The sequence below is a fragment of the Arthrobacter sp. TJ-266 genome, assembly GCF_058269115.1.
The window spans coordinates 944,024-966,575 of the sequence record NZ_JBZCNC010000001.1; the positions used below are offsets into that span (position 1 = coordinate 944,024).

17 protein-coding genes are annotated in these 22,552 nt (G+C 66.7%); 11 read left to right on the forward strand and 6 right to left on the reverse strand.

Annotation, left to right across the window (positions count from 1 at the left end; translation table 11 throughout):
- Positions 1-76 precede the first annotated feature (76 nt).
- A complete protein-coding gene (locus AC4D12_RS04705) occupies positions 77-499 on the forward strand; it encodes a hypothetical protein (protein WP_490948731.1) in 423 nt (140 codons plus the stop codon).
- On the opposite strand, the gene AC4D12_RS04710 is transcribed toward AC4D12_RS04705, so the two are convergent.
- The gene (locus AC4D12_RS04710) at positions 462-4,778 is read right to left on the reverse strand and encodes an FtsK/SpoIIIE domain-containing protein (protein WP_490948732.1); all 4,317 of its coding nucleotides are present in this window, start codon (positions 4,776-4,778) and stop codon (positions 462-464) included. The two genes, AC4D12_RS04705 and AC4D12_RS04710, sit on opposite strands and share 38 nt — an antisense overlap.
- Before the next feature lie 182 nt (positions 4,779-4,960).
- On the opposite strand from AC4D12_RS04710, the gene AC4D12_RS04715 reads away from it, so the two are divergent.
- The 6 genes from AC4D12_RS04715 to AC4D12_RS04740 all read left to right on the forward strand — a co-directional run bounded on the left by AC4D12_RS04715 (position 4,961) and on the right by AC4D12_RS04740 (position 14,024).
- Positions 4,961-7,033: an acyltransferase family protein gene (locus tag AC4D12_RS04715; protein WP_490948733.1), complete on the forward strand. Its 2,073-nt coding sequence runs from the start codon at positions 4,961-4,963 to the stop codon at positions 7,031-7,033.
- 106 nt (positions 7,034-7,139) lie between these two features.
- Positions 7,140-8,327 (forward strand): UDP-galactopyranose mutase, encoded by a 1,188-nt coding sequence (glf, locus tag AC4D12_RS04720; protein WP_490948734.1) that lies wholly within the window; start codon positions 7,140-7,142, stop codon positions 8,325-8,327.
- Entirely contained in the window at positions 8,324-10,321 is a 1,998-nt protein-coding gene (locus tag AC4D12_RS04725) for a glycosyltransferase (RefSeq protein WP_490948735.1), read from the forward strand. Before glf ends, AC4D12_RS04725 begins: the two co-directional genes overlap by 4 nt.
- A complete protein-coding gene (locus AC4D12_RS04730) occupies positions 10,314-11,216 on the forward strand; it encodes an ABC transporter permease (protein ID WP_490948785.1) in 903 nt (300 codons plus the stop codon). The genes AC4D12_RS04725 and AC4D12_RS04730 overlap by 8 nt, the downstream gene beginning before the upstream one ends.
- 2 nt (positions 11,217-11,218) lie before the next feature.
- The gene (locus tag AC4D12_RS04735) at positions 11,219-11,950 is read left to right on the forward strand and encodes an ABC transporter ATP-binding protein (RefSeq protein ID WP_490948736.1); all 732 of its coding nucleotides are present in this window, start codon (positions 11,219-11,221) and stop codon (positions 11,948-11,950) included.
- Between the two features lie 106 nt (positions 11,951-12,056).
- Entirely contained in the window at positions 12,057-14,024 is a 1,968-nt protein-coding gene (locus tag AC4D12_RS04740; protein ID WP_490948737.1) for a DUF6541 family protein, read from the forward strand.
- 17 nt (positions 14,025-14,041) lie between these two features.
- Here the strand turns inward: AC4D12_RS04740 and AC4D12_RS04745 are convergent, their stop codons facing one another.
- Complete coding sequence (locus AC4D12_RS04745) at positions 14,042-14,980, reverse strand: glycosyltransferase family 2 protein (protein WP_490948738.1); 939 nt, start codon at positions 14,978-14,980, stop codon at positions 14,042-14,044.
- A gap of 45 nt (positions 14,981-15,025) precedes the next feature.
- On the reverse strand, positions 15,026-15,937 hold the full coding sequence (locus tag AC4D12_RS04750) for a glycosyltransferase (protein ID WP_490948739.1): 912 nt from the start codon (positions 15,935-15,937) through the stop codon (positions 15,026-15,028).
- A gap of 138 nt (positions 15,938-16,075) precedes the next feature.
- Here AC4D12_RS04750 and AC4D12_RS04755 point away from each other — a divergent pair, with 138 nt between their 5' ends.
- Both AC4D12_RS04755 and AC4D12_RS04760 read left to right on the forward strand, forming a co-directional pair.
- Positions 16,076-17,113: a glycosyltransferase gene (locus AC4D12_RS04755; protein ID WP_490948740.1), complete on the forward strand. Its 1,038-nt coding sequence runs from the start codon at positions 16,076-16,078 to the stop codon at positions 17,111-17,113.
- Complete coding sequence (locus tag AC4D12_RS04760; RefSeq protein ID WP_490948741.1) at positions 17,106-18,395, forward strand: MATE family efflux transporter; 1,290 nt, start codon at positions 17,106-17,108, stop codon at positions 18,393-18,395. The genes AC4D12_RS04755 and AC4D12_RS04760 overlap by 8 nt, the downstream gene beginning before the upstream one ends.
- Before the next feature lie 36 nt (positions 18,396-18,431).
- On the opposite strand, the gene AC4D12_RS04765 is transcribed toward AC4D12_RS04760, so the two are convergent.
- A complete protein-coding gene (locus AC4D12_RS04765; RefSeq protein ID WP_490948742.1) occupies positions 18,432-19,190 on the reverse strand; it encodes a glycosyltransferase in 759 nt (252 codons plus the stop codon).
- Positions 19,191-19,332: 142 nt separating this feature from the next.
- Between AC4D12_RS04765 and AC4D12_RS04770 the strand changes: the two genes are divergently transcribed.
- A complete protein-coding gene (locus tag AC4D12_RS04770) occupies positions 19,333-20,217 on the forward strand; it encodes a glycosyltransferase family 2 protein (protein ID WP_490948743.1) in 885 nt (294 codons plus the stop codon).
- Between the two features lie 103 nt (positions 20,218-20,320).
- Here AC4D12_RS04770 and AC4D12_RS04775 read toward each other — a convergent pair whose 3' ends face one another.
- Positions 20,321-20,674 carry a DUF2304 domain-containing protein gene (locus AC4D12_RS04775; RefSeq protein WP_490948744.1) on the reverse strand — a complete coding sequence of 118 codons (354 nt, stop codon included), beginning with the start codon at positions 20,672-20,674 and terminating at the stop codon, positions 20,321-20,323.
- Positions 20,675-20,678: 4 nt separating this feature from the next.
- A complete protein-coding gene (locus AC4D12_RS04780) occupies positions 20,679-21,344 on the reverse strand; it encodes a glycosyltransferase family 2 protein (protein WP_490948745.1) in 666 nt (221 codons plus the stop codon).
- A gap of 195 nt (positions 21,345-21,539) precedes the next feature.
- On the opposite strand from AC4D12_RS04780, the gene rfbA reads away from it, so the two are divergent.
- Positions 21,540-22,403, forward strand: a complete 864-nt coding sequence (rfbA, locus tag AC4D12_RS04785) for a glucose-1-phosphate thymidylyltransferase RfbA (RefSeq protein ID WP_490948746.1) — start codon at positions 21,540-21,542, stop codon at positions 22,401-22,403.
- The last annotated feature ends 149 nt before the right edge of the window (positions 22,404-22,552 follow it).

The following is a 22,552-nucleotide window of genomic DNA, read 5'->3' on the forward strand; positions in this document are numbered from 1 at the left end:
ACCATGAGTGGTTCATCACAGGGCACGTCCCCAGTCCCCTCGGCATGACCGTCGTCCGGTCCGATAGGGTTCGTCCGTGGCCACTCCTCCAGCTCAGGATCCCGCGGTACGACCCCGCGGCGTGCTCGTCATCGCAGCGATCCTCGTGCTCGAAGCCGTCGCCATCGCGGTCCTCGCGGTCCTGTCCCTGATCCCGCTCATCGGGGGCACCGCGGTGTCCGTCGGAGGATCGGTCTTCATGGCCGTGCTGCTCGCCCTCGTCGCCGCAGCGCTCATCGCCATGGCGCGCTCGCTGACAGCGGGGATGCGCTGGCCCCGTACGCCGTCGCTCGTCCTGCAGGTCTTCCTCGTGATCCTGGCGTTCCCGTACTTCAGCACGGGGAGTCCCGTGCTGGGTCTGGCGTTCCTCGTTCCCGCGGCGGTGGTCATCGTGCTCCTCTTCTCGCAGCCCGTGGTCCGGTTCACCGTGCGAGTGACGGCGGACGGAAGAACGCTGTAGCTCCCCGCGCGGACACGTCGTCATCCGGCGGTCCCATCGGGCCGCTCGGCGCGAGGGCGATCTGCACCTCGAAGGTCCCGGACGGGTCGACGGCGTGCCCTCGTCCCGTGACGGCCCCGCCATCGGCATCGAGCCGGACGCCGAACAGGTCGCCGTCGGCGGGTGCCCTGGGTCCGAGGACGAGGCCTCTCCCTGATGCTCTCGCCTGGAGGGCGAGGGGAACCCGGGTGACGAGCGAGGGTGACGGCCGCGCCGCGAGGACGGCCGCGGCCCCGCCCGCCACCAGCTCCGACAGGAAGCGCTGCACATCCGGGGGGAGCAGTTCCGCGTCGTCGACGAGGAGGAGGGTGCGCTGCACCTCCGCGACCGAGAGCCGCTGCTCGCCGACCTCACGCCAGTAGGACGCCGCACGGGCGGTGTCCGCCCGGGAAGGTGCTGCCCGGACCGTCCTGACCTCTCGACCGTGCGGACCGTGCGGACCGTGCGGACCGTCGGCAGCGGTTGCCGCTGCTGCCGCTGCTGCGAACAAGTGCAGGACGTTCGTACGGCCCGTGGAGGACTGGCCCAGGACGAGGAACGCATCTCCCGGCGTCGGGGTCACGCTGTACGGCTGGAGGTCGTCACCGTGGACCCCGAGCGTCACCGACTCGCTCCGTCGGCCCGGGACGCGGGAGGCATCAGAGCGATCGCCCACCCCGAGGTGACCCTGGACGTCCTTCCGCTGCGCCGGCCCGGGCCCTGCCTGCCGGGTGATATCGGACAGCGTCACGAGTGACGGGAGGGCATGCACCGGGAACGGGACCGTCGACGGCGCCGCCACGACGCTGTGGACGGGCGGATCGAGGAGGAGTTGGCAGACGGAGTCGCCCCACGTGCCGGTGATGCGACCCTGGGCGAATGCCCGTCCGGCCACGGGGTCCATCAGCGGCATCCTGGGCCACGTGAGAGTGATCTCCTGATGAGCGCCGACCGGCAGGTAGAGGCGGTTCGGTATCAGGGAGAAGAACCGTGCCGCGGTGAGTTCCCGGTCGCCGAGGATCAGTACGGTCACGCCGCTCAGCGCCCCGTCCCGCACGATCGCCTGCAGGTCCTCCTCGGCGCGTCCTCCCCGCAGGCCACGGAACTGGGTGGTCCAGCGTCCCCAACCCGAGACGACGAGGACGATCGGCTGCCCACCGCCCCGTGACATCGGGAGGTTCGCCAACCGCTCGAGGACTCGGGCGGCTCTCCGCGTCTCGTGGGCTTCGACGAGAGCGCCCACGTGAGAGCTCGTGGTTCCCCCGAGCGCGTCGTCCGTCGCAGCGCCCGTTGCGTGTCCGAGGCTCCCGTCACCGTCGAGCAGGTAGAGGTGCACGTCCGGGTCGGCTGCCGGCAGCGCGGCGACGAGGGACCCCAGGGCCTCACGCCCGCCACTGCCCGGGAGACCGATGAGAGCGAGATGACCGTGCTCCGCTGGATTCCACCGGAGCAGGCGTTGCGCCTGACGGTCGGGGACGTCCGACACCCCGAGGTCCACCGATCGCGCGTCGACCCCGCCACGCTCATCCCCGTCATGAGCGGCGCCGCCCCGGGGCCGGCGCTCAGCAGGGCCTGCAAGCACGGCCGGTGTGAACGCGGCGCACTCGGAGCGCATCAAGCGAACGGGCAGGGGCGGGAGGACGGGTCGATGGGCGGCGGCAACGATGGCCTGACCAGCGGCGGTACCAAGTGCAGCAACGGCTTCCCGTACCAGGGTGGGCGACTGCACGGACAGGGCGGTTCGGGACCGAGGAGCGGACCCGGCGATGTGCGCAGCGAGGTCGGTCCAGCCGAGAGCCTCGCTGGAGTCCGACCGCGCCGAACAGGAGGCGACCTGGAAGGCCACCGGTGCCTCGTTCCCCCGGCGGAGGTAGGCGCGGCCCGGGAGGTCCACCGGGATGTCGGCAGCGGCCGCCGTACCCAGCAGGTCCTGTGACTCCATGGCGGTGCGGACCCTGAGCAGCACTGCGGACGTGATGTTCGCCCGCATGTCCGGGGAAACGGCGCCCTGGGCCTTCTGGGTCGCCAGGACGAGGTGGACCCCGATTGAACGCCCCAGCGCCGCGAGTTTGAGGAGGTCGGGCAGGGCGGTGGGTACGTCGTCGACCAGCATGCGGAACTCGTCGATCACCACGACGAGCCTGGGCGGGCACGAGGCCGGAGCGAGGCGGCGGAGCTGCTCCACGTCGGTTGCGCCTAACTGCGCGCACAACGCCTCCCGGCGCCGGAGTTCGGCGCGGAGCGAGACGAGCGCGCGGGCGGTCGATTCCGTGGACAGGTCGCTCATGCTCCCGACGCACTGCGGGAGGGCGGAGAGCTCACCCAGTCCGGAGCCGCCCTTGTAATCGATCAGCAGGAGAGCAAGCTCTGCGGGCGGGTGGTTGATGGCGAGCCCGAGGACGAGAGTGCGGAGGAACTCCGACTTGCCCGAGCCGGTGGTTCCCGCGACGAGCAGGTGGGGGCCGTCCTTCACCAGGTCGAATGCCACCGGTCCATCCCGGCCGGCCCCGAGAACTGCGGCGGGACGGTCCGGATCGGACGAGGACCATCTTTCGAGCGCGTGTGCAGCCAGCGTGTCCGGTACGAGATCCGCCGACCACAGGGATGCTGACTCCGGGGGAGCGTCGCCCTCCGATCCGGTGCCCAACGGAGCATCACGCCCGCCGAGCGCCGAGACGTGGGCGGCTCCTCGCGCGAGCGCCCGGGCGGTACGGGCGAACGTCCTCTCCGACACGGCGTCGGGCGACAGGTCGAACACCTCGCCCCTGACGAGGGCTCGTCCGCCGCTCGCCGACAGGACCACCGCGCTGTGTCCTGTCGCCGCGACGGGCTCGGAGCGGTTGCCATCCGGATTGACCCGGAGGACGAAGGCCCGCGCGACGCCTGGCCCTGACGGCAGATCACCCGCGAGGTCGACGACGAGGCGGAAGCCGGGCCGGGTGAGGAACCGATCGAGGACCGCGGGATCGCTGGTCAGGCGGACGTTCGGGAGGAACCTGGCGTCCACCGGCTGATCCACGGGAGCGCCCCAGCACAGGATGCTCGTTGCGGCCGCGCGCGGGTGCGTGAGGTGCAGGAGCAGGGCGCGGAGCAGACCGTTGACGGCGTCGGCATCCCCCGACAGGGTCATCCCCGTGTCGATCCTGGTGTCGATTCCGGTGTCGTTTCCGGGTCCCGATCCGGTGGCGCAGGCGAGGAGGAGCGGTACGCCCGGAAGCTCCGGGGCGGTGAAGTCGCCGTCGTTCGTCCGGACGGCGATGTGTGCGGGCTGATTCGCCGTGCCGAGTCTCAGGAGCACCACGCCGGGAGGAGCGGTGTCCGGGGTGTCGCTGCGTGCGGTCGCCGCCGGAGGGCCGGAACGTGCGGCATGGGCGGGGTCCGACGTTTGACCCGGAGTCCGCAGGGCGCCGAGTGCGATTTCTCCCAGGTCGGGTACCGCCAGCGTCCGCCGCCGTTGATCTTCGTCGGAGGCCTCCCGCACCGCGGTGCTGAACGCCTTGGCCGTGCGGCGATAGGTGAGCAGCGGGACCATGCCCGTCACCGCCGAAAGCGCGCTGAACGCGAGGAAGAACCACATCCCGGTCGTCAGTGCCAGGACCACGCCCAGCACCAGGGGGAGGAAGGCGGTCATGATCAGCACGCGCGAGGGCTTTCGCGGGAGCTCGGGACCGACGGGTACGGGATCGAGGATCGACGACGAGGAACCCGGCCCCGACCACGAGGGGCGGTCGGACACCGCGATGCGGCAGTGGCTTGAACCGAGGACGAGCTCCGCGGAGACGGTGATCGGGACCCTCGTGACAGCGGCGCCGTCCACGAACGTGCCGTTCACGGAGTCGAGGTCCTCGACCAGGATCGCGTCCTCGGTCACGGTGAGCCGGGCATGGGTCCGCGAGAGGGACGGGTCGGCGATGACGATGTCGGCCGCCGACCGCCCGATGGCGTAGGTACCCCGCGTGAGCGGGAAGACCTGCCCGGCGTCGGGGCCGGCATGGACGACGAGCGCCAGATGCGACACGGGCTGCGGGGGCATCCTGGTGGGACGGGCACCCGCGACGACGACCCCGCCGTCGTGCAGGGTGCTCGGGGCATGGAGCTCGTCCAGAAGGACGCCGTCGATCGTGAACGGGCCGCGCCAACCGGCCGCCTCGAGTCGCTGGGCGAGAACGACGCCGGTGTCGATCACTCGGGTGTCCACGACGATGTCGCGGGCTGCCCGCTCGGACGGCGGCGCGCCGACCACTGTCAGGTGCACGTCCATACGGCCTCCTCCTCGTCCTTCCCGAGGGTAGGGCTACACGCGGATCAACGGCAGGTGGGCTGACGCGGCTGTGGATAACCGTGGCGTCGACGTTCCGCGGGCTTGCGTCCGGCCGCTCGGCGCCCGCGCGGGGCACACCGCCTGCGAGGTCTTCGCGGCGTCGGCCGGTAGAATGGTCGGTCGTGTCTACCTTGTTGAACCGCGATGGCGGTCGTGAGGCCGGACGCGCAGCATCGACGCCGGATGGGGGACACGGGGCGGGGCGCGGGTTCAGGCCCGAGGTCCAGGGGCTGCGCGCACTGGCCGTTCTGATGGTCGTCTCGTACCACGTGTGGTTCGGGCGGGTGTCCGGCGGCGTCGACGTCTTCCTCCTCATCTCCGCGTTCCTGCTGTCGCTCTCGTTCCTGCGCAAGGTCGAGTCAGGGAAACCCGTCGACCTGCTCCGCCATTGGCTGCACCAGTTCCGGCGCCTGCTGCCCGCTGTCGTCGTCGTCATCGTCGCCACCCTCGGCGCGAGCTACGTCCTCGTACCGGCGTCGCGGTGGCCGGACATCATCGAGCAGTCCTGGGCCTCCCTCTTCTACGTGCAGAACTGGGTCCTCGCGTCCAACGCCGTCGACTACTACGCCGACGATCACAGCCTGGCCAGCCCGCTGCAGCACTTCTGGTCGCTCTCGGTTCAGGGGCAGGTGTTCATCCTCTGGCCGCTGCTGTTCCTCGCCAGTGCACTCCTCGCCCGCCGGTTCCGGCTGAAGTTCCGGGGCGTCGTGCTCCTCGTGTTCGGGGCGCTCTTCGTCGCCTCGCTCGCCTTCTCCGTGTGGGAGACCTACACGGACCAGTCCTACGCGTACTTCGACACCCGCGCCCGGCTGTGGGAGTTCGCGTTCGGGACCTTGCTCGCCCTCGCCCTGCCCTTCGTCCGCCTGCCGCGCTTCCTCCGGATCCTTGCCGGCTGGCTGGGCCTCGCGATGATGCTCAGCGGCGGGTTCCTCCTCGACGTGCAGGGCCAGTTCCCCGGGTACATGGCTCTGTGGCCCCTGGCCGCGGCAGCCCTCGTCATCGTCGCCGGGCAGACCGGCAGCGGGATCGGGGCAGACCGCGTGCTGTCGGCCGCACCCTTGGTGAAGCTGGGGGATCTGTCCTACGCGCTGTACCTGTGGCACTGGCCGGTCCTGGTGCTCTACCTGGTCCAGCAGGACGCCGCGCAGCCCGGACTGGTGGGCGGCTTCGTGGTCATCGCCATCTCGCTCGTCCTCGCCTACCTGACCATGCGGTTCGTCGAGCGTCCCCTGCGCGCGTCACAGTGGGCGGACCGACGACGGCGGAGGGCCGCCGTCGTCCTCGCGGTCTGTGTCGCCGTGGTGGCGACGCCCCTGACGGCGTGGCAGCAGGGTCTGCGCCTGCAGAGCGAGCAGATCGCCGCCAACGCCGACGTGAACAATCCGGGCGCGCTGGTGCTCGACCCACGGCTGGCAATCACCGCTCCGGTGGGCGTGCCGCTCGCCCCGGCGGCGTCCGATCTGCAGGGCGAGTACCTCGATGTCGGGTCGCGCTGCTCGGGCGACGACGTCCCCGCCGATTCGCAGATCCGCGACGAGTGCTCGACGATCGGGACGTCCGACACGCCCGCCCGTCATGTGGTCGTCATCGGCGACTCCCATGCGCAGCAATGGGCGACCCCCCTGGTCGAGCTGGCGCAGCAGAGGGAGTGGAAGGTCACGTTCTTCCTGCTGGGCGCCTGCCCGTTCGGCACCGGCGCCGAGGGACGGGGACAGTGGTGTTCCGACTGGAACCAGGCAGTCATCGACCATGTGATCGGGCTGCAGCCGGATGCCGTCTACACCGTGGGGACCAGTGCGGGCATCGATGATCCCCAGGACGTCGTGCGACCAGGGTTCGCCCCGGCCGCTGCGTCCCTGACGCAGGCGGGTGTGGACGTCATCGCCGTGCGCGACAACCCCCGTTTCGCCTTCGACATGGCCCAGTGCGTCGAGCGCGAAGGAGCCGGAAGTCCTACCTGCAACCCGGCGCAGGAGAGCATCCTCACGCTCTCCGCGCCCACCGGCGAACTGCTGGCGAGGGCTCCCGGCGTCCGGTTCCTCGACTTCACGGACCTGCTGTGTCCCGCACGGCAGTGCCCGGCGGTGATCGGCAACGTGTACGTCTACCTCGACGACAACCACGTCACGGCGACCTATCTGCGGTCCATGGTGCCTGCCTTCGAGGAGCGCCTGGACGCCGTCATCCGGCTGTGATCGACCGATCACGAGGCAGGAATCACGCACCTCTGCGCACGGCGGCGTCCGCCCGTGGACAGGGCCTGCGGCATAATTGGCAGCAATCGTCATCACAGGAGAAATTTTGAGCGTAGATCTAGTCGTCGTCGGTTCGGGCTTCTTTGGCCTCACGATCGCCGAGCGAGCCGCGAGCCAATTGGGCCTCAAGGTGGCCGTTCTCGACCGCCGCCACCACATCGGAGGTAACGCCTACAGCGAGAACGAGGCCCGGACGGGGATCGAGGTGCATCGCTATGGCGCGCACCTCTTCCACACCTCCAACGAGAGGGTCTGGGACTACGTCCACAACTTCACCGAGTTCACGAGCTACGTGCACAAGGTCTACACGCGCCACAAGGGCGAGGTGTACCCCATGCCCATCAACCTGGGCACGATCAACCAGTTCTTCCGCACCGCTCTCGGCCCCGCCGAGGCGCGCGCCCTGATCCAGGAGCAGGCGGGCGAGCTCGCAGGCACCGATCCGCAGAACCTGAACGACAAGGGGATCCAGCTGATCGGGCGGCCCCTGTACGAGGCGTTCATCAAGTACTACACAGGCAAGCAGTGGCAGACCGACCCGAAGGACCTGCCGGCGGAAATCATCTCCCGGCTGCCGGTGCGGTACACGTACGACAACCGGTACTTCAACGACAAGTACGAGGGACTGCCCGTCAACGGCTACACGGCGTGGATCGAGCGGATGGCCGACCACCCCAACATCGAGGTCCACCTCAACACGGACTTCTTCGACGAGGGCAACGAGTACTCGCGATCCAGCACGCTCGGACAGGTTCCCGTCATCTACACCGGCCCGGTGGACCGCTACTTCGACTACGCCGAGGGCGATCTGTCGTGGCGCACCATCGACCTCGAGGAGGAGGTCCTCCCCATCGAGGACTTCCAGGGATGTTCGGTGATGAACTACCCGGACGAGGACGCCGCCTACACGCGGATCCACGAGTTCCGTCACTTCCACCCGGAGCGCGCGTACACGAAGGACGCAACGGTGATCATGCGGGAGTACTCGCGTTTCGCCGAGAAGGACGACGAGCCCTACTACCCGATCAACACCTCCGAGGACCGCGCGAAGCTCACGGCCTACCGCGAACTGGCCAAAGGTGAGAAGTCGGTGCTGTTCGGTGGTCGGCTCGGGACGTACAAGTACCTCGACATGCACATGGCCATCGGATCTGCCCTGTCCATGTTCGACAACAAGATCACGCCGCACTTCACCGGCGGGCAGAAGCTTGAGAGCGGCGGAGTGGACGCATGACGGCCGCGACGACGACGACGGCAGTGAGCGCGGCCGACGCCGGGTGGCACACCCTCCAGAGGGTCATCCTGCCGCAGCAGAGCCAGATGGACACCGCCGGCCTGTACGTCGACACGGGCAGCGCGTTCGGCGTCCAGCTGAACACGAATGATGGGAGCGCAGTGTCGGGGCAGGCGGCTGCGGTCGCCGACACCTCGCGTGAATTGCACGTCGAGGACTTCAGGTCCAGGCGATCGACGTCGGTGCGCCCCGGTGAGCGCGTCTCCCTCGGCACCTACTTCAACGCCTTCCCGGCCAGTTACTGGCGTCGTTGGACGGCCCTCCGACAGGTTCGGCTCCAGGTGCGCACGGAGGGAGCGGGCGTGGTCACGGTGTACAAGTCGAACGCCCGGGGAGCCCTGCAGCACGTCGAGACAGCGCGGGTCGAGGGGGCGACGACGAGCGTCTTCGATCTCTCGCTCCAGCCCTTCGGCGACGGCGGGTGGTACTGGTTCGATCTCGTGGCCGGGAGCAAGAGCCTCGTCCTGAAGGAGGCCGACTGGCAGGCAGCCGGTGTCGAACCTCGCCGCGGCAGTATCACTCTCGAGATCACCACGCTCAACAAGCCGGACTTCTGCCTCAACAACCTCGAGATCCTCGCGTCGAACCCTGAAGCGATCGTCGACGTCCAGGAGATCCTGATCGTCGACCAGGGCACTCAGAAGGTCGCTGACCAGGAGGGTTTCGACGACGTCGCAGCGCGCCTGGGCGGCAAGCTGCGCATCATCGACCAGGACAACCTCGGCGGCTCAGGCGGCTTCGCCCGCGGCATGTACGAGGCCGTGGAGAACGGCAGCGACTTCGCCCTCCTCCTGGACGACGATGTCGTGATGGAGCCGGAGAGCATCCCCCGTTTGCTCTCGTTCGCCACGCACTGCAAGACGCCCACCATCGTGGGCGGCCACATGTTCGATCTCTACAACCGGACCGTCCTCCACACCTTCGGTGAGATCGTCAATCCCTATCGCTTCCAGCCCGACCAGCCGGTCGCCGAGCAGGTCCTCGGTCACGACTTCGCGCGGACGAACCTCCGCCGCACACCTTGGCTCCACCGCCGGATCGATGTCGACTACAACGGCTGGTGGATGTGCCTCATCCCCACCCAGGTGATCCGGGAGATCGGCCTGTCGCTCCCCATCTTCATCAAGTGGGACGACGCCGAGTACGGACTCCGCGCCAAGAAGGCCGGTTACCCCACCGTGTCCATGCCCGGTGCAGCCGTCTGGCACGTGTCCTGGATCGACAAGGACGACATGGTGGGCTGGCAGGCCTACTTCCACACGCGCAACCGCATGATCGCGGCGCTGATCCACAGTCCCTACGAGCGCGGTGGGCGTGTGGTGCGGGAATCCGGCTACTCGGACATCAAGCACCTCGTGTCCATGCAGTACCACACCGCGCGCGGTCGCGTCATGGCGATGCGGGACGTCCTCGAGGGTCCGGCACAGCTACATGACATCCTCGGCACCAAGCTGCCAGAGATCCGTGCCATGGCGAAGGGATACACGGACGCCAGGATCGAATCCGATCCTGACTCCTTCCCGACGCCGACGATGGACAAACCTCCTCGACGTGGTCAGGGCTTCACTGCGCCGTCCTACTCGACCCTGGTGCCCTGGGCCCTGAAGACCATCGCCCGGCAGCTAAGCGCACCGATCTCGACCGCGAGCAAGCAGCGCCCGCAGGCTTTCATCGCCCATCAGGACAACAAGTGGTGGCGGATGTCGCAGTACGACAGCGCCATCGTCTCGAACGCCGAGGGTACTGGAGCGTCCTGGTACCGCCGTGACCCCCGGGAGATGCGCGCTCTGCTGGCCGAGGCCGGGCGCCTCAATGCCGAGATCCTGCGCAGGTGGCCGAGCCTGAGCCGGCAGTACCGAGACGCCGTGAAGGACATCACGTCCTTCGAATCCTGGAAGAGGACGTTTGAGTCCCACTCGACCACGAATCGCTGACGTGAGTACGGCAGAGCTGACCGCGCCCGGGTTGGGCGGCGGACTCCGGGACGTACTGCGATCGCGGTACCTCCTGAAGCTGCTGGTCAGCAAGGAGCTCAAGGTGCGGTATCGGGGCTCCGTCCTCGGGTTGCTGTGGTCCTACGTGAAGCCGGGGGTGCAGTTCGTCGTGTTCTGGTTCGCGCTGGGGATCTTCCTCGGGATGAACCGCAACACAGAGAACTACCCGATCTACCTGTTCTCGGGCATCGTGCTCGTCAACTACTTCAACGAGGCGCTGGGCAATGCGGCACGGTCGATCGTCGGCAACGGCAACCTGATCAAGAAGATCTACCTGCCGCGGGAGCTGTTCCCCGTAGCATCGGTGTGGGTCTCGGCGGTGCACTTCGTCCCGCAACTCGTCGTGCTCCTCATCGCCTGCGTGATCGGCGGGTGGTCCCCGGGCCCGGTGCAGATCGCCGCGGCGGTGGCAGCCTTCGCCATCGTGACGATGCTCGCCGTGGGTCTCGGCCTCTTCTTCGGAGCGGCCAACGTCTACTTCAGGGACTCCGAGAACTTCGTCGACATGCTTCTGATGATCGCGACATGGGCCTCACCGGTGCTGTACTCCTGGATCATGGTGCGCGACGGCCTGTATGACGCCTTCGGGTCGGCCACCGGTTCCGTCCTCCACATCGTCTACCAGGTGAACCCGCTGACCATTGCCGTCGAGCTCTTCCATTTCGCGTTCTGGATGCCGACCACCAGTACCCCGAGAACGGATCCCCTGCTCGCGGTCCCCCCGAACCTGCTCGACCTCTGGACCCCGATCGGGCTCGGAATCGCCCTGGCCGTCATCCTCGCCGGGCAACTCACCTTCCGCCGCCTCGAGGGCCGATTCGCGCAGGAGTTGTAGCCATGGTCATCGCTGTCGACGTCCAGTCGATCTCCAAGCAGTTCGTCCTCCGACACACGCGGTCCATCAAAGAGGCCTTCGTATGGATCATGAAGGGACGGAAGGGTGACCTCTCCCAGAAGTTCCACGCCCTCGACGGCGTCTCGTTACAGGTGCACCAGGGGGAGTCGGTGGCTCTGCTGGGCCTGAACGGCTCAGGGAAGTCGACTCTCCTGAAGCACATCTCCGGAGTGATGCTGCCCGATTCCGGGACGGTCCGGACGCGCGGGCGCGTCGCCGGTCTCATCGAGGTGGGCGCGGGCTTCCACCCGGACCTGAGCGGTCGGGACAACGTCTACCTGAACGGCGCCATCCTCGGCATGACGGAGCAGCAGATCGAGGATCGTTTCGAGAGCATCCTCGAGTTCTCCGAGATCGGTCAGTTCATCGACACCGAGGTCAAGTTCTACTCGTCGGGGATGTATCTGCGCCTGGCCTTCTCGGTGGCCATCCACACGGATCCCGAGATCTTCCTGATCGACGAGATCCTCGCCGTGGGCGACGAGCCGTTCCAGAAGAAGTGCCTCGAGAAGATCAGGGAGCTCGGTGACGCGGGCAAGACGCTCGTCGTCGTGAGCCACGACCTCGATCTCGTGTCGAAGGTGTGCCGCCGTGGCGTCCTGCTCGAGCACGGGCGCCTGCTCATGGACGGGCCGGTGGACGACGTCGTCGCCAGGCTTCGCGGTAACGGCTGACCGCCGCCGGTCCTCACCGGCAGATGATGGACAAGAAGTACGGACAAGGAGAGGCCCGGCGCTCGAGCCGGGCCCGTGAGTGATGCACTACTGAAGAGGGAATGCCATGTGGGCCGCAGCGGTACCGGAGATACTCGTCGCCGCAGGAGTGATGTTCCTGCCCGGCCTGGTCGTCGGTGTCGTGGGGTTCGGTCTGAGGGGCCTGAACGCCGTCGCTCTGGCCCCGGTCCTCTCGATGTCGTTCATCGCCCTCGGCGCCATCGTGGGGGAGCGAGCCGGCATCGGCTGGTCGTTGCTGCCCGTGATCGGTGTGGCGCTCGTCACGATGCTCGCCGGACTCCTGGTCCTGCTCGTGCAGCGGCGAAGGGGTGTCGCGGTCGAGGAGTTCCAGCGCCGGGAGTTGCTCATCTCCTTCGTCGCGCTCGCGATCGCAGCCTTCCTCAACGGCCGGCGACTCCTGTTCGCCTTCGGTGAGCCCGAGCGGTTCTCGCAGACCTTCGACAACATCTTCCACCTGAACGCCATTCAGTACATCGCGGACACGGGTTCGGCGTCGTCCCTGACCCTGGGCGGCATGACCGGGATCGGTTTCTACCCCGCGGGGTGGCACGGACTGGTGTCGCTGGTGCACCTGATGGGCGGCGGATCCGTGCCGGTCAGCGTCAACGCCGTCAACCTCGTGATCGGCGCCGTCGTCTGGCCCGCGGGTTGCCTGTTCCTCGTCCGGAGCATCGTCGGACCGCGCTGGGTGCCGCTCCTGCTCACCGGCGTGCTGTCCGCGGCATTCGGCTCCTTCCCGCTGTTGCTCGTCACCTTCGGTGTGCTCTATCCGAACTTCCTCGGGATCAGTCTCTTTCCGGCCCTCCTCGCGGTTCTCATCACCGCCCTCGGTCTCGGTCGGAGCGGGACCTCCCGCACCATGCTGTGGGGCCTCTTCCTCGTGACCCTGCCGGGTGTCGCCCTGGCGCACCCCAGCGTGATCGCAGCCCTGATTGCCTTCTCCATCCCGCTCGCACTCGCCGTCGCGGTCCGGACCCTCGCGCGACCGCGGGCGACCACCCGTCGACGGGTGGTCGCGGCGGGCGTCACCGTCGCATCGCTCGCCGTCTACTGGTACCTACTGGTGACCGTGTGGGGTCTGCTCCGGCCGGCCGAGGAATCGCTGATCTGGTCGCCCGTCCAGCGGGAGGCCCAGGCGGTGGGCGAGTTCCTGACGTCCGGTCCTCTGGGGACACCGGTCATCTGGGCCGTCGCCGTCATGACCGCCGTGGGGCTGGCCGTCCTGACCGCCCGTGTGCGGCAGCTGTGGCTCGTCGGCGTCTACGTGGTCGGGGCCGGGCTCTTCGTCGTCGCCACCGGTTCACCGGACGGCGAGTTCCGCGACCTGATCACCGGGGCCTGGTACACGGACACCGTCCGGTTGGCGGCCCTGCTGCCGCTCGTGACCATCCCGGTGGCCGCGATCGGGGGGTCCGCGATCGTCCGCCTCGTGATGGACAGGCTCGCAGCGCCGGCGTTGGATGCGCTGCCCGCCCTGAGCCCCTCTGCGGTGAAACAAGTGGTGACGCTGGTCGGGGCGGTGGTCCTCGTGGGGGTGAGCGTGACTCTCACGCAGGGCGAGAACGTCCGTGTCGCCGCCCGGAGTGCTGCAGGCAATTACGACCTCCGCCCGGACTCGCTCCTGGTGTCCGCGGACGAGTACGCACTGCTGCAGCGGCTCGACGATCTCGTGCCGGACGACGCTGTACTGGCGGGTAATCCATGGACGGGTAGCTCGCTCGCCTACGTCCTCGCCGACCGTAGGACGCTCCAGCTGCACACGCTCGCAAATCTCCCTCCGGAGGCGCTCGAGGTCAATGCGGAACTCCGCGACGCGGCGAACGAACCCGAGGTGTGTGACGCGATCATCGATCAGAACGTACGGTACGTGCTCGACTTCGGCAGGCAGGAGGTGCACGGGGGATACCACCCGTACCCGGGACTCGAGAACCTCGTGTCGAGCACGTCGGTCGACCTCGTCGAGGCCATCGGCCAGGCGCGGCTCTATCGTGTCACGGCGTGTGGACTGGGGTGAGCCGGAAGAGCGAAGCGTTATCTCAACGCGACTGACGTTCCCCGCTGTGCTGCGGCTTCCCGCGTCTCCTGGTCGAGAGACCCGAGCATCGCGCCGGGCTGAACGTGCCGCGGTTTCCTAAACGCAGCCTGGCTGTAGCCGCGTATTACCGACGCCGCCCAAGCGCGCTTATCGGCAGCATGAACTCCCTGGAGAGCGGAATGCGCAGCGATCTCCAGGACACGCGTGACCTTATAGGTTTTGGTGTAGTCGCTTTCTCGGAGCAACCACAGATTGTTGCGGATGAAGTAGAAGAGCCGCGGGCCGATGTCTTTGGCATTGCCCTTATTCAGTGGGTGCTTGATGCGGCTCTCGGGAACCATGAGACCGGGTAGAACCCGGGAGATCCTTCGCGTGTACTCGGTGTCGTCCGCCCAAATGAAGAAGTCCGCCAGCGGTAGGTGAGTCCGCCGCGCGGCGCTGAGATTGACGAGCACACCGACGAACGTCGCGGAATCGACGGCGACGGCGCCGAGCTTCTGAGCCTCGACCTGCTTGGCCGGATCCGAAGATATTACAGGTACATTGCCCGGGTTGAGGTCGTGACCGCCTCGTGTGACCATTGATGCGAGGAAGCCGACTGGCGCGGAGGCAGTCCTGATGACGTCATGGAGCGCCGCGTGCGCCCCGACCTCGGGTGCGCCGTCGTCGTCCATTAACCAGGCGTAGTCATGGCCACGGGAAATGGCCAGTTCGACGCCCCAGGCGAAACCGCCTGCGCCGCCGAGGTTCTCCCGTGTCTCGACGAGAGACACTCCGGGGAACTCCTGCCGAACTGTCTCGGCGCTACCGTCCGTCGATCCGTTGTCCACCACGATGATCTCGTCCAGTGACAGATCCTGCGCCTGCAGCGCGGCGAGGCACTCCTGCAGCAGAGCCTTGCGGTTGAACGAGACGACGACAGCAGCGGTGCTCACTTGTATCCATTCCGACGAGGGGCGACCGGCAATTACCAGACGGGTCTAGCTTATCCGTGCGGCGATTGATGACGGGATCCTCCCCGTTCGCCCGACGAGACCGTCGCGAGCACCGAGCGCGATCGCCAGCAGCACTCGCGTCTTCACCGGTGCATGCCTGACGTTCCGTAGCAGCAGAAGGACATCGTCGCAGAGCCTGCGGAGCATCCACCCGGGTACGACCAAGCCGTAGCGTCGGACCAGTCGGCATCGATTGCGGACGATGTAGTAGATACGGAAGGGCGCATGAAGACTGACGGTAGCTCGTGTGCCGCGCTGGCCTGCGGATGACGGCGACTCGGAGCCGAGGACATGCGTGATGTCAGAGCCAGCTGCCGAGACCACATGCATCCCGTGCGTTCGGGCACGAAGCATGTAGTCAGTGTCGACGCCGTCGATGAAGAGGCTTTCGTCGAAAAGTCCCAGGGCATCGAGCGTGGACACGGGAAACAGCAAACCGGACTGCATAGGATCGTAGGGTTCGTCCGGACGTCCACGCAGCGTTGCGACACGCTGTCCGTTCATCGACTCGGCGCAGACGAAAGCGATATTTCCGCCGCGACCGGCATTCGTCTCGGGATCGAGCACTTCCAACATCCTCCGGACGTAATTCGGCTGCAGTACCGAGTCCTGGTCGATGGTCAGGATGTGTGTGGCGCCGTATACCGCTCGTGCCAGCCCTATGCCCGCATTGAGCGCGCTGGCGATACCCGAGTTCTGATGCTGACTCAAGACCGCGCAGCCGAGGCGTTCCACGTCGTCCAGGACCGGCGAGATAACGCCTTCTGGACTGTCATCGACGACAACCACCATGCCAACCTGCTCCTGCAAGCCCCTGAGAGCCGGCAGGAGGGAAGGCGAAGGAGTGAAGACGGGCACGACCGCGACCGTTCGGATCTCGTGAGTCTTCTCCTCCACTGCGTACGCTCCTCCTCTTCGAAAGCGGTGACGAGTCGCTCCTCGGGGTGATTCCGGGTATTGGTGATTCAACCAGCCAACTCTAGCGGGGCGGGCTCGCTCCCGAGGCCGCTGTCGATGCGCTGTTACGATCGTTGGATGGCCAGATCTGGAGCGCGCCCGAGCCCTGATGATTCCTTCGGAGTTATAGCACTCGCCGCCTACCGGCCAAATCTGGAACTTCTCACCCGACAACTCAGATCGATTCAGGGTCAGACCCATGTGAATTTCCGGTGCGTCATATCCGTCGACGGCGAGTGGCAGTCTGTCGCGGACAGTGTGGCTGAGATCACCGATGGAGACGCGAGATTCACGGTCCTGGGCTTCACCGACAGGCTAGGGTTTTATGGCAACTTCGAGCGAGCACTCATGAATGTGGACCACGCTGCACGATGGGTGGCACTCAGTGACCAGGACGACGAGTGGCATCTCGACAAGCTCGAGCGAATGATCCCGTTGCTCGACAAGTACGTGATGGTCGCCGCTCAGGCCCGGGTTGTCGAGTATCCGAGTGGACGGGTGGTCTCCGAACGGACGGCCCGAAAGGACATTCCCCTCGGAAGTTTCGTCATCGACAATCAGTACACGGGTGGGATGAGCGTTTTTCGACGGTCACTTCTCGACGTTGCACTACCTTTCCCGCGGATGGAGACACCGTCCCAGGTCCACGACCACTGGCTCGCAGTCTGCGCAGCCGTGGTCGGGCTGTCCGTCGTCATGACCGACGTGGTGCAGGACTACGTCCAGCACGGAGCGAATGTCATAGGAGAGGTCGGACACGGTTTCTCACCGAGCCGATCTGTACGGAACGCGCTCGGTATAGCTCGGAGGTACGAGGGTTCGGCGAGCCCTCTCGCGCTGCTCCGCACGGTGCGGAATGTCGGAGTCGGGTGGCGGGTCGCGATGGTGGATACCCTCGATCGACGGCTTCAAGGTGACGAGCGGACGCGACTCGGGCCAATCCTCTGTTTTGGGTCCGGCGGGACGATGATGTCGCGGGCTCGGCCCGTGGTATCTGCCAATCGTCGCGGGGAGATCTCGACGCGATCTGCAATCGAGTACCTCGCAGGACTGCTTGCGGACGCGGTGCTACGCATGACTACCGTACGGAGCGGATTACGAGCGACGCGTGGTTGATTCGGCGGCCTCCGCGGCCGGCCAGCACCCGATGCCGTCACGGGCAGCTCTGGCACGTCGGCTCCTGAGCTTCTCCGCGACGATCGGGTTGGGGACGGTCGTCGGCATCATCTCGATCCCCGTCGTGATTGACGCAGTGGGAGCCTCGGCTTGGGCGCAACTCGCCGTGATCCAGGGAGCAGCGTTGATGTTCGGCGTCGTCGTGTCCTTCGGGTGGGGTACCACGGGTCCCTCCCAGGTCGCGGCGGCGGCGCCGGGCCGCCGGCCGCAGCTGTATCTCGAGTCCTTGGTGAGCCGGTCCTACCTCTTCTTACTCGCCTCCCCGGTACTCTGCATCCTGCTGCTGCTCGTTGTGGACGGAGATCCACGGCTGGTGGTTCTGGGCGCCTTGGCCTACCTCGTACCCTTCCTCGGCGCGCCATGGTACTTCGTTGGGGAGGCGAAGCCATGGAGACTTTTTTGCTGGGACTCGCTGCCGCAGATCATGGGATTGTGTGCCGCACTGGTGGTGGTCCATCTCACGCGGGAGCTATGGGCATTCGTCCTCGTGCTTCTGTTGGGCAATCTGAGCGCCATCATCCTCAGTGCTCTACGGATACTTCGTTCGCAGAAGGCGCGAGGGCCTTTGTTCTTCGACACGTCACCACACCGAGCGGCGCGAAGGCTTTATCCGCAACGCCACGGCGTCATTACGGCTGCAACGGGCGCACTATATGTCTACTTGCCCATTCTCGCCGTGAATGCATTCCTGCCCGATACCGTTCTGGCCGTCTATGTTCTTGCGGATCGATTCATACGGTACGGCCTGATGGTGTTCGCCCCGTTTCTCCAATTCGTCCAGGGGTGGATCCCGGAGCACGGTCCAGACCTGATGATGATGCGTATGCGTCGAGCGGTGGAACTTGGGGCTGCTGTCGGTGTAGCGGGCGGACTTTGCATCTGGTTGCTCAGTCCGCTCGTCAGTCCTTTGCTATCCCCTGCGGATCCGGTGCTCGTTCCTTTCGGCTTGAGCCTGCCCATGGGCGTCGCCTTTGCTGCGATCGCCGTGTCACAGATCGTTGGGCTCGCCTGCCTTGTCCTGATAGGGGAGGGAAGGGCGCTTGCTGCTTCCACCATCATCGGCGCCCTCGTCGGAACTCCCCTCATCCTTCTCGCTGCTGCCCTTGCGGGCCTGCACCTCGTCGCATGGGCAGTCGCAGGATCGGAATGCCTCATCGCCCTGTATCAACTGGTAATCCTTCGGCGCCGGCTTAGGCGATCGCCTGGTTTACGGACTCCGTAGCAGGGCGTGCGCTTCCGCCCTGGTTGGTGTATCGACCTACGTGGCCCGCCAGCGACGGACAGCCACGCCGAACGCCCGGGCCAACATGATCCTCGACCGCAGGATCAAGAGTGGGGATCGCGCCTTCTTCGGGGTCGTGTTGGTGTCGTGGAGGCGACGGGTCAGCGTGTCCTCCTCGACGTGTCGCATGCCGCCGAGCAGATTGCCCACCATCGCGATCCACTGATCGTGGGTCTCGTAGAGGAAGGCGGGGAACGGCAGGATCAGGGAAGCGACGTCGCGGCGGAAGGCCATCGCGCACCCGTAATAGGGGCGCACGCCCACCCACAGGAGCAGCAGATTGGCCCAGCGGCGATCGCTGTCCGCCGCTCGGAGGCGCAGCGATTCGATGGTGCGGGGCTGCTGCCCGAAGAAGCTGAAATTACTCGCGACGACCGGCTTGTCCCGCAGCGCGGCGAGCATGAGGTCGAGGCGTCCCGGCAGCCAGAGATCGTCCTGGTCCGACAGGAACACGAACTCGCCGCGGCTCTCGAGGAGCGCTGCCTCGAAGGTACGGACGTATCCGCGGTTGACCGGTGATCGGACGATCCGGATCCGCGGATCACCGAGATCGCGGATGACGTCCACCGACCTGTCCGAGGAGGCGTCATCCACCACGACGACCTCGTCGTCGCGTCCCAGCTGCGTCAGGATGGAGCGGAGCTGCTCCTCCACGTGCGCGGCACCGTTGTAGGAGGCCAGGCAGACGCTGACGCGAACGCCGCGCTCCTCGTCGGAGAGTGTGCCCGCGTCCATGCCCATCCCGTCTCGACTGTTCGTGATCCCGGTCGAGTCTACAGAACGGGCTTTTCACTTCGCGTGACCGTCGTCCCTATAGTTGGACTGTCCTTGCCCGGCACTGCGGTGCCCGCCTGCCACCTCCTGCCGAAAGAGCGCCATGTCCTCCGTTGACGTCCTGTTTCCCTACTACGGGGATGTCGAGCTCATGAAGAAGGCCGCACGCAGCGTCCTGAGCCAGCACTTCGAGGACTGGCGGCTCATCGTGGTCGACGACGGTTACCCGGATCCCGAGCCAGCCCGCTGGTTCGGCGCCATGACCGACCCACGGGTGTCCTACCAGCGCAATGAGTCCAATTTGGGAGCCAACGGCAACTACCGGAAGGCCCTCGAGCTGGCCGAGGCGCCGATCGTGGTCGTCATGGGCGCGGACGACCTGATGCTGCCGAACTACCTGCAGGCCGTCGTCGACACGTTCGCTGCCTATCCCGAGGCCGACGTCATGCAGCCGGGCGTCCAGGTCATCGACGAGAACGGTGCGGCGGTCGCGCCACTGGTCGATCGCGTCAAGAAGCTGGCCATGCCGGGAGCAACGATTCCGACGGTCCTGAAGGGGGAGCGGCTGGCCACGAGTCTGCTGCACGCCGGATGGCACTATTTCCCGTCCCTCGCCTGGCGTACCTCGACCATCACGCGGATCGGGTTCCGGCCCGAGTTCGACGTGGTGCAGGACTTGGCCCTACTGCTCGACATCGCGGCGGACGGCGGTTCGATGGTTCTGCATCCGGAGCTGGCGTTCCTCTACCGGCGTCACTCCGGCTCGGACTCGTCCGTCCGGGCGCTCGACGGCCGCCGCTTCGACGAGGAGCGCAGGTTCTTCGAGATCGAGGCGAAGCGCTTCGCGTCCCTCGGGTGGACGAAGGCGGCCCGCGCGGCGTCTCTCCACATCACGTCGCGCCTGAACGCCGTCTCACTGCTCGCCACGGCCGTTCTCAGAGGTAAGAAGGCCTCGATCTCGAGCCTCGGTCGCCACGTCATCCGCTAGCAGACGACGCCGGAGCGCCTGTCCTGCTGGATCGGCGCCTCGGCACGGCCTTCCTGCTCAGGGCGCAGCGCCCGTGTCGCGTGGGTGCCGTCGTCCTGACTCGTCAGGAGTGGTCGTCGACCCAGGGCTTGGGTGCCTCGTCGAGCGCGATGCGGCGCGACAGCGCGGTCAGCGCCGTCTCGGCGTGGCGGAACCGCTGGTAGGTCGTCGCCATGAAGACGAAGAAGCTGACGATCGTCGCGTAGAGCACGAGGTCGGTGCCGCGCCCCACCCCGAGGAACGAGGCCACCGACGTCAGGACGGTCGGGAAGAAGATGGACGCCACCGCGGCGACGGCGAAGATCATCAGCATGATGCGCCGGATGGCGAGGTGGCGGGCATTGGCCCCGCCGCGCATGAGCACGAGCGAGACCAGCACGACGGCGAGAACGAGGACGATTTGGACGATCAGGAGCACGGGGTCACCTAAAGAAGAGTTCGGCGAGGATGTTGACGGAGTTCAGCAGGGACTGCCCCTTGGATTTCGAGTAGTCCGTGTAGATGATCTCGACCGGGTGCTCCGTCCATCGCGGTTTCAGCTCGGCGATCTGGTGCACGAGTTCCGAGGCATGTGCCATGCGGTTCTGCGTCAGATGGATGCTCGATGCGACCGAACGATTCATGGCACGCAGACCGTTGTGGGCATCCGTGAGGTTCAGACCGGTGGCCATGCGTGACTGGACGGCGGCCGTCTTGAGCACCAGCCGCTTCATCGGACCGATCTGCGTCCGGTCGTCGAGGAAGCGGGACCCAAGGACGATGTCCGCCTCGTCGGCGTCGAGGCGGGCCACCATGGCGGCGGCATCGACCACACGGTGCTGCCCGTCGGCGTCGAACGTCACGATGTTCCGCATCAGCGGATCCTGCAGGGCGAACTCGACGCCGGTCTGGAGGGCGGCACCCTGGCCGAGGTTGATGGGGTGCTGTACGACGACGGCGCCTGCGGCTCGCGCGACGTCCTGAGACCCGTCGGAGCTGCCGTCATCGACACAGACGACATGCGGGAACACAGGACGGAGACCCTCGATGACCGAACCGACGACGGTCGCCTCGTTGTACATAGGAATGACGACCCAGGTGCGATTCACTGCCTCAGTATCCCATAGGGCGCGGGCGGACCGGCTGAGCGGGGAGGGCCCGGGCCACGTCGCACGCCGGTATCAGCGCGGGCCATGTTCGTCCTGACGGCCGATGATCCCGATGGGACGCCGATGTGATCCCGCGTCGTGGTGACCGCGTGGCTGATTTGCCGTCGATCGGCGAGTACCGCGATGATTGCGACCATGCGCGGAATAATCCTTGCCGGTGGAACCGGATCCCGACTCCACCCGATCACCCTGGGCGTGAGCAAGCAGCTGGTTCCGGTGTACGACAAGCCGATGATCTACTACCCGCTGTCCACCCTGATCCTGGCCGGTATCCGGGACATCCTGGTGATCACGACCCCGCACGACGCGGAGCAGTTCGAGCGGTTGCTGGGCGACGGCAGCAAGTTCGGCGTCAGTCTGACCTATGCGCAGCAGCCCTCCCCCGACGGTCTGGCGCAGGCCTTCATCCTCGGAGCGGAGCACATCGGATCGGGTCCGGTCGCGCTCGTGCTCGGCGACAACATCTTTTACGGGCAGGGGATGGGCACGCAGCTGCGGCGGTTCGCGAACATCGAGGGTGGCGCCGTCTTCGGATACTGGGTTGCGGATCCCTCCGCGTACGGTGTCGTCGAATTCGATGCCGACGGGCGTGCCATCTCCCTCGAGGAGAAGCCGGCCCGGCCCAAGAGCCACTACGCCGTACCAGGTCTCTACTTCTACGACAACGACGTCATCGACATCGCGGCGAACCTCGAGCCCTCGCCCCGGGGTGAGCTCGAGATCACGGACATCAACCGCGTGTATCTGGAGCGGGATGCCCTGCGCGTCGAGATCCTCCCGCGCGGCACGGCGTGGCTGGATACGGGGACGTTCGACTCGCTGAACGAGGCGTCCGAGTTCATCCGTACGGTGCAGAAGCGCCAGGGTCTCTCGATCGGCTGCCCCGAGGAGATCAGCTGGCGACTCGGTAACCTGTCCGACGACGACCTGATCGAGCGGGCCACGCCCCTTCTCAAGAGTGGCTACGGCCGGTACCTGATGGGGCTGCTCGACCAGTAGCCCCAGGTGCGTCATGACGCGCGCGCCAGATGTCCGTTAGGACGACGAAACACCCCGACCGTGGAGGTCGGGGTGTTTCGTCGTCCAGCCAACCCCTGGGCGACGGCCCGGGGTGTGAGGGGTCAGGTGTAGCGGATGGTGGTGCCGGT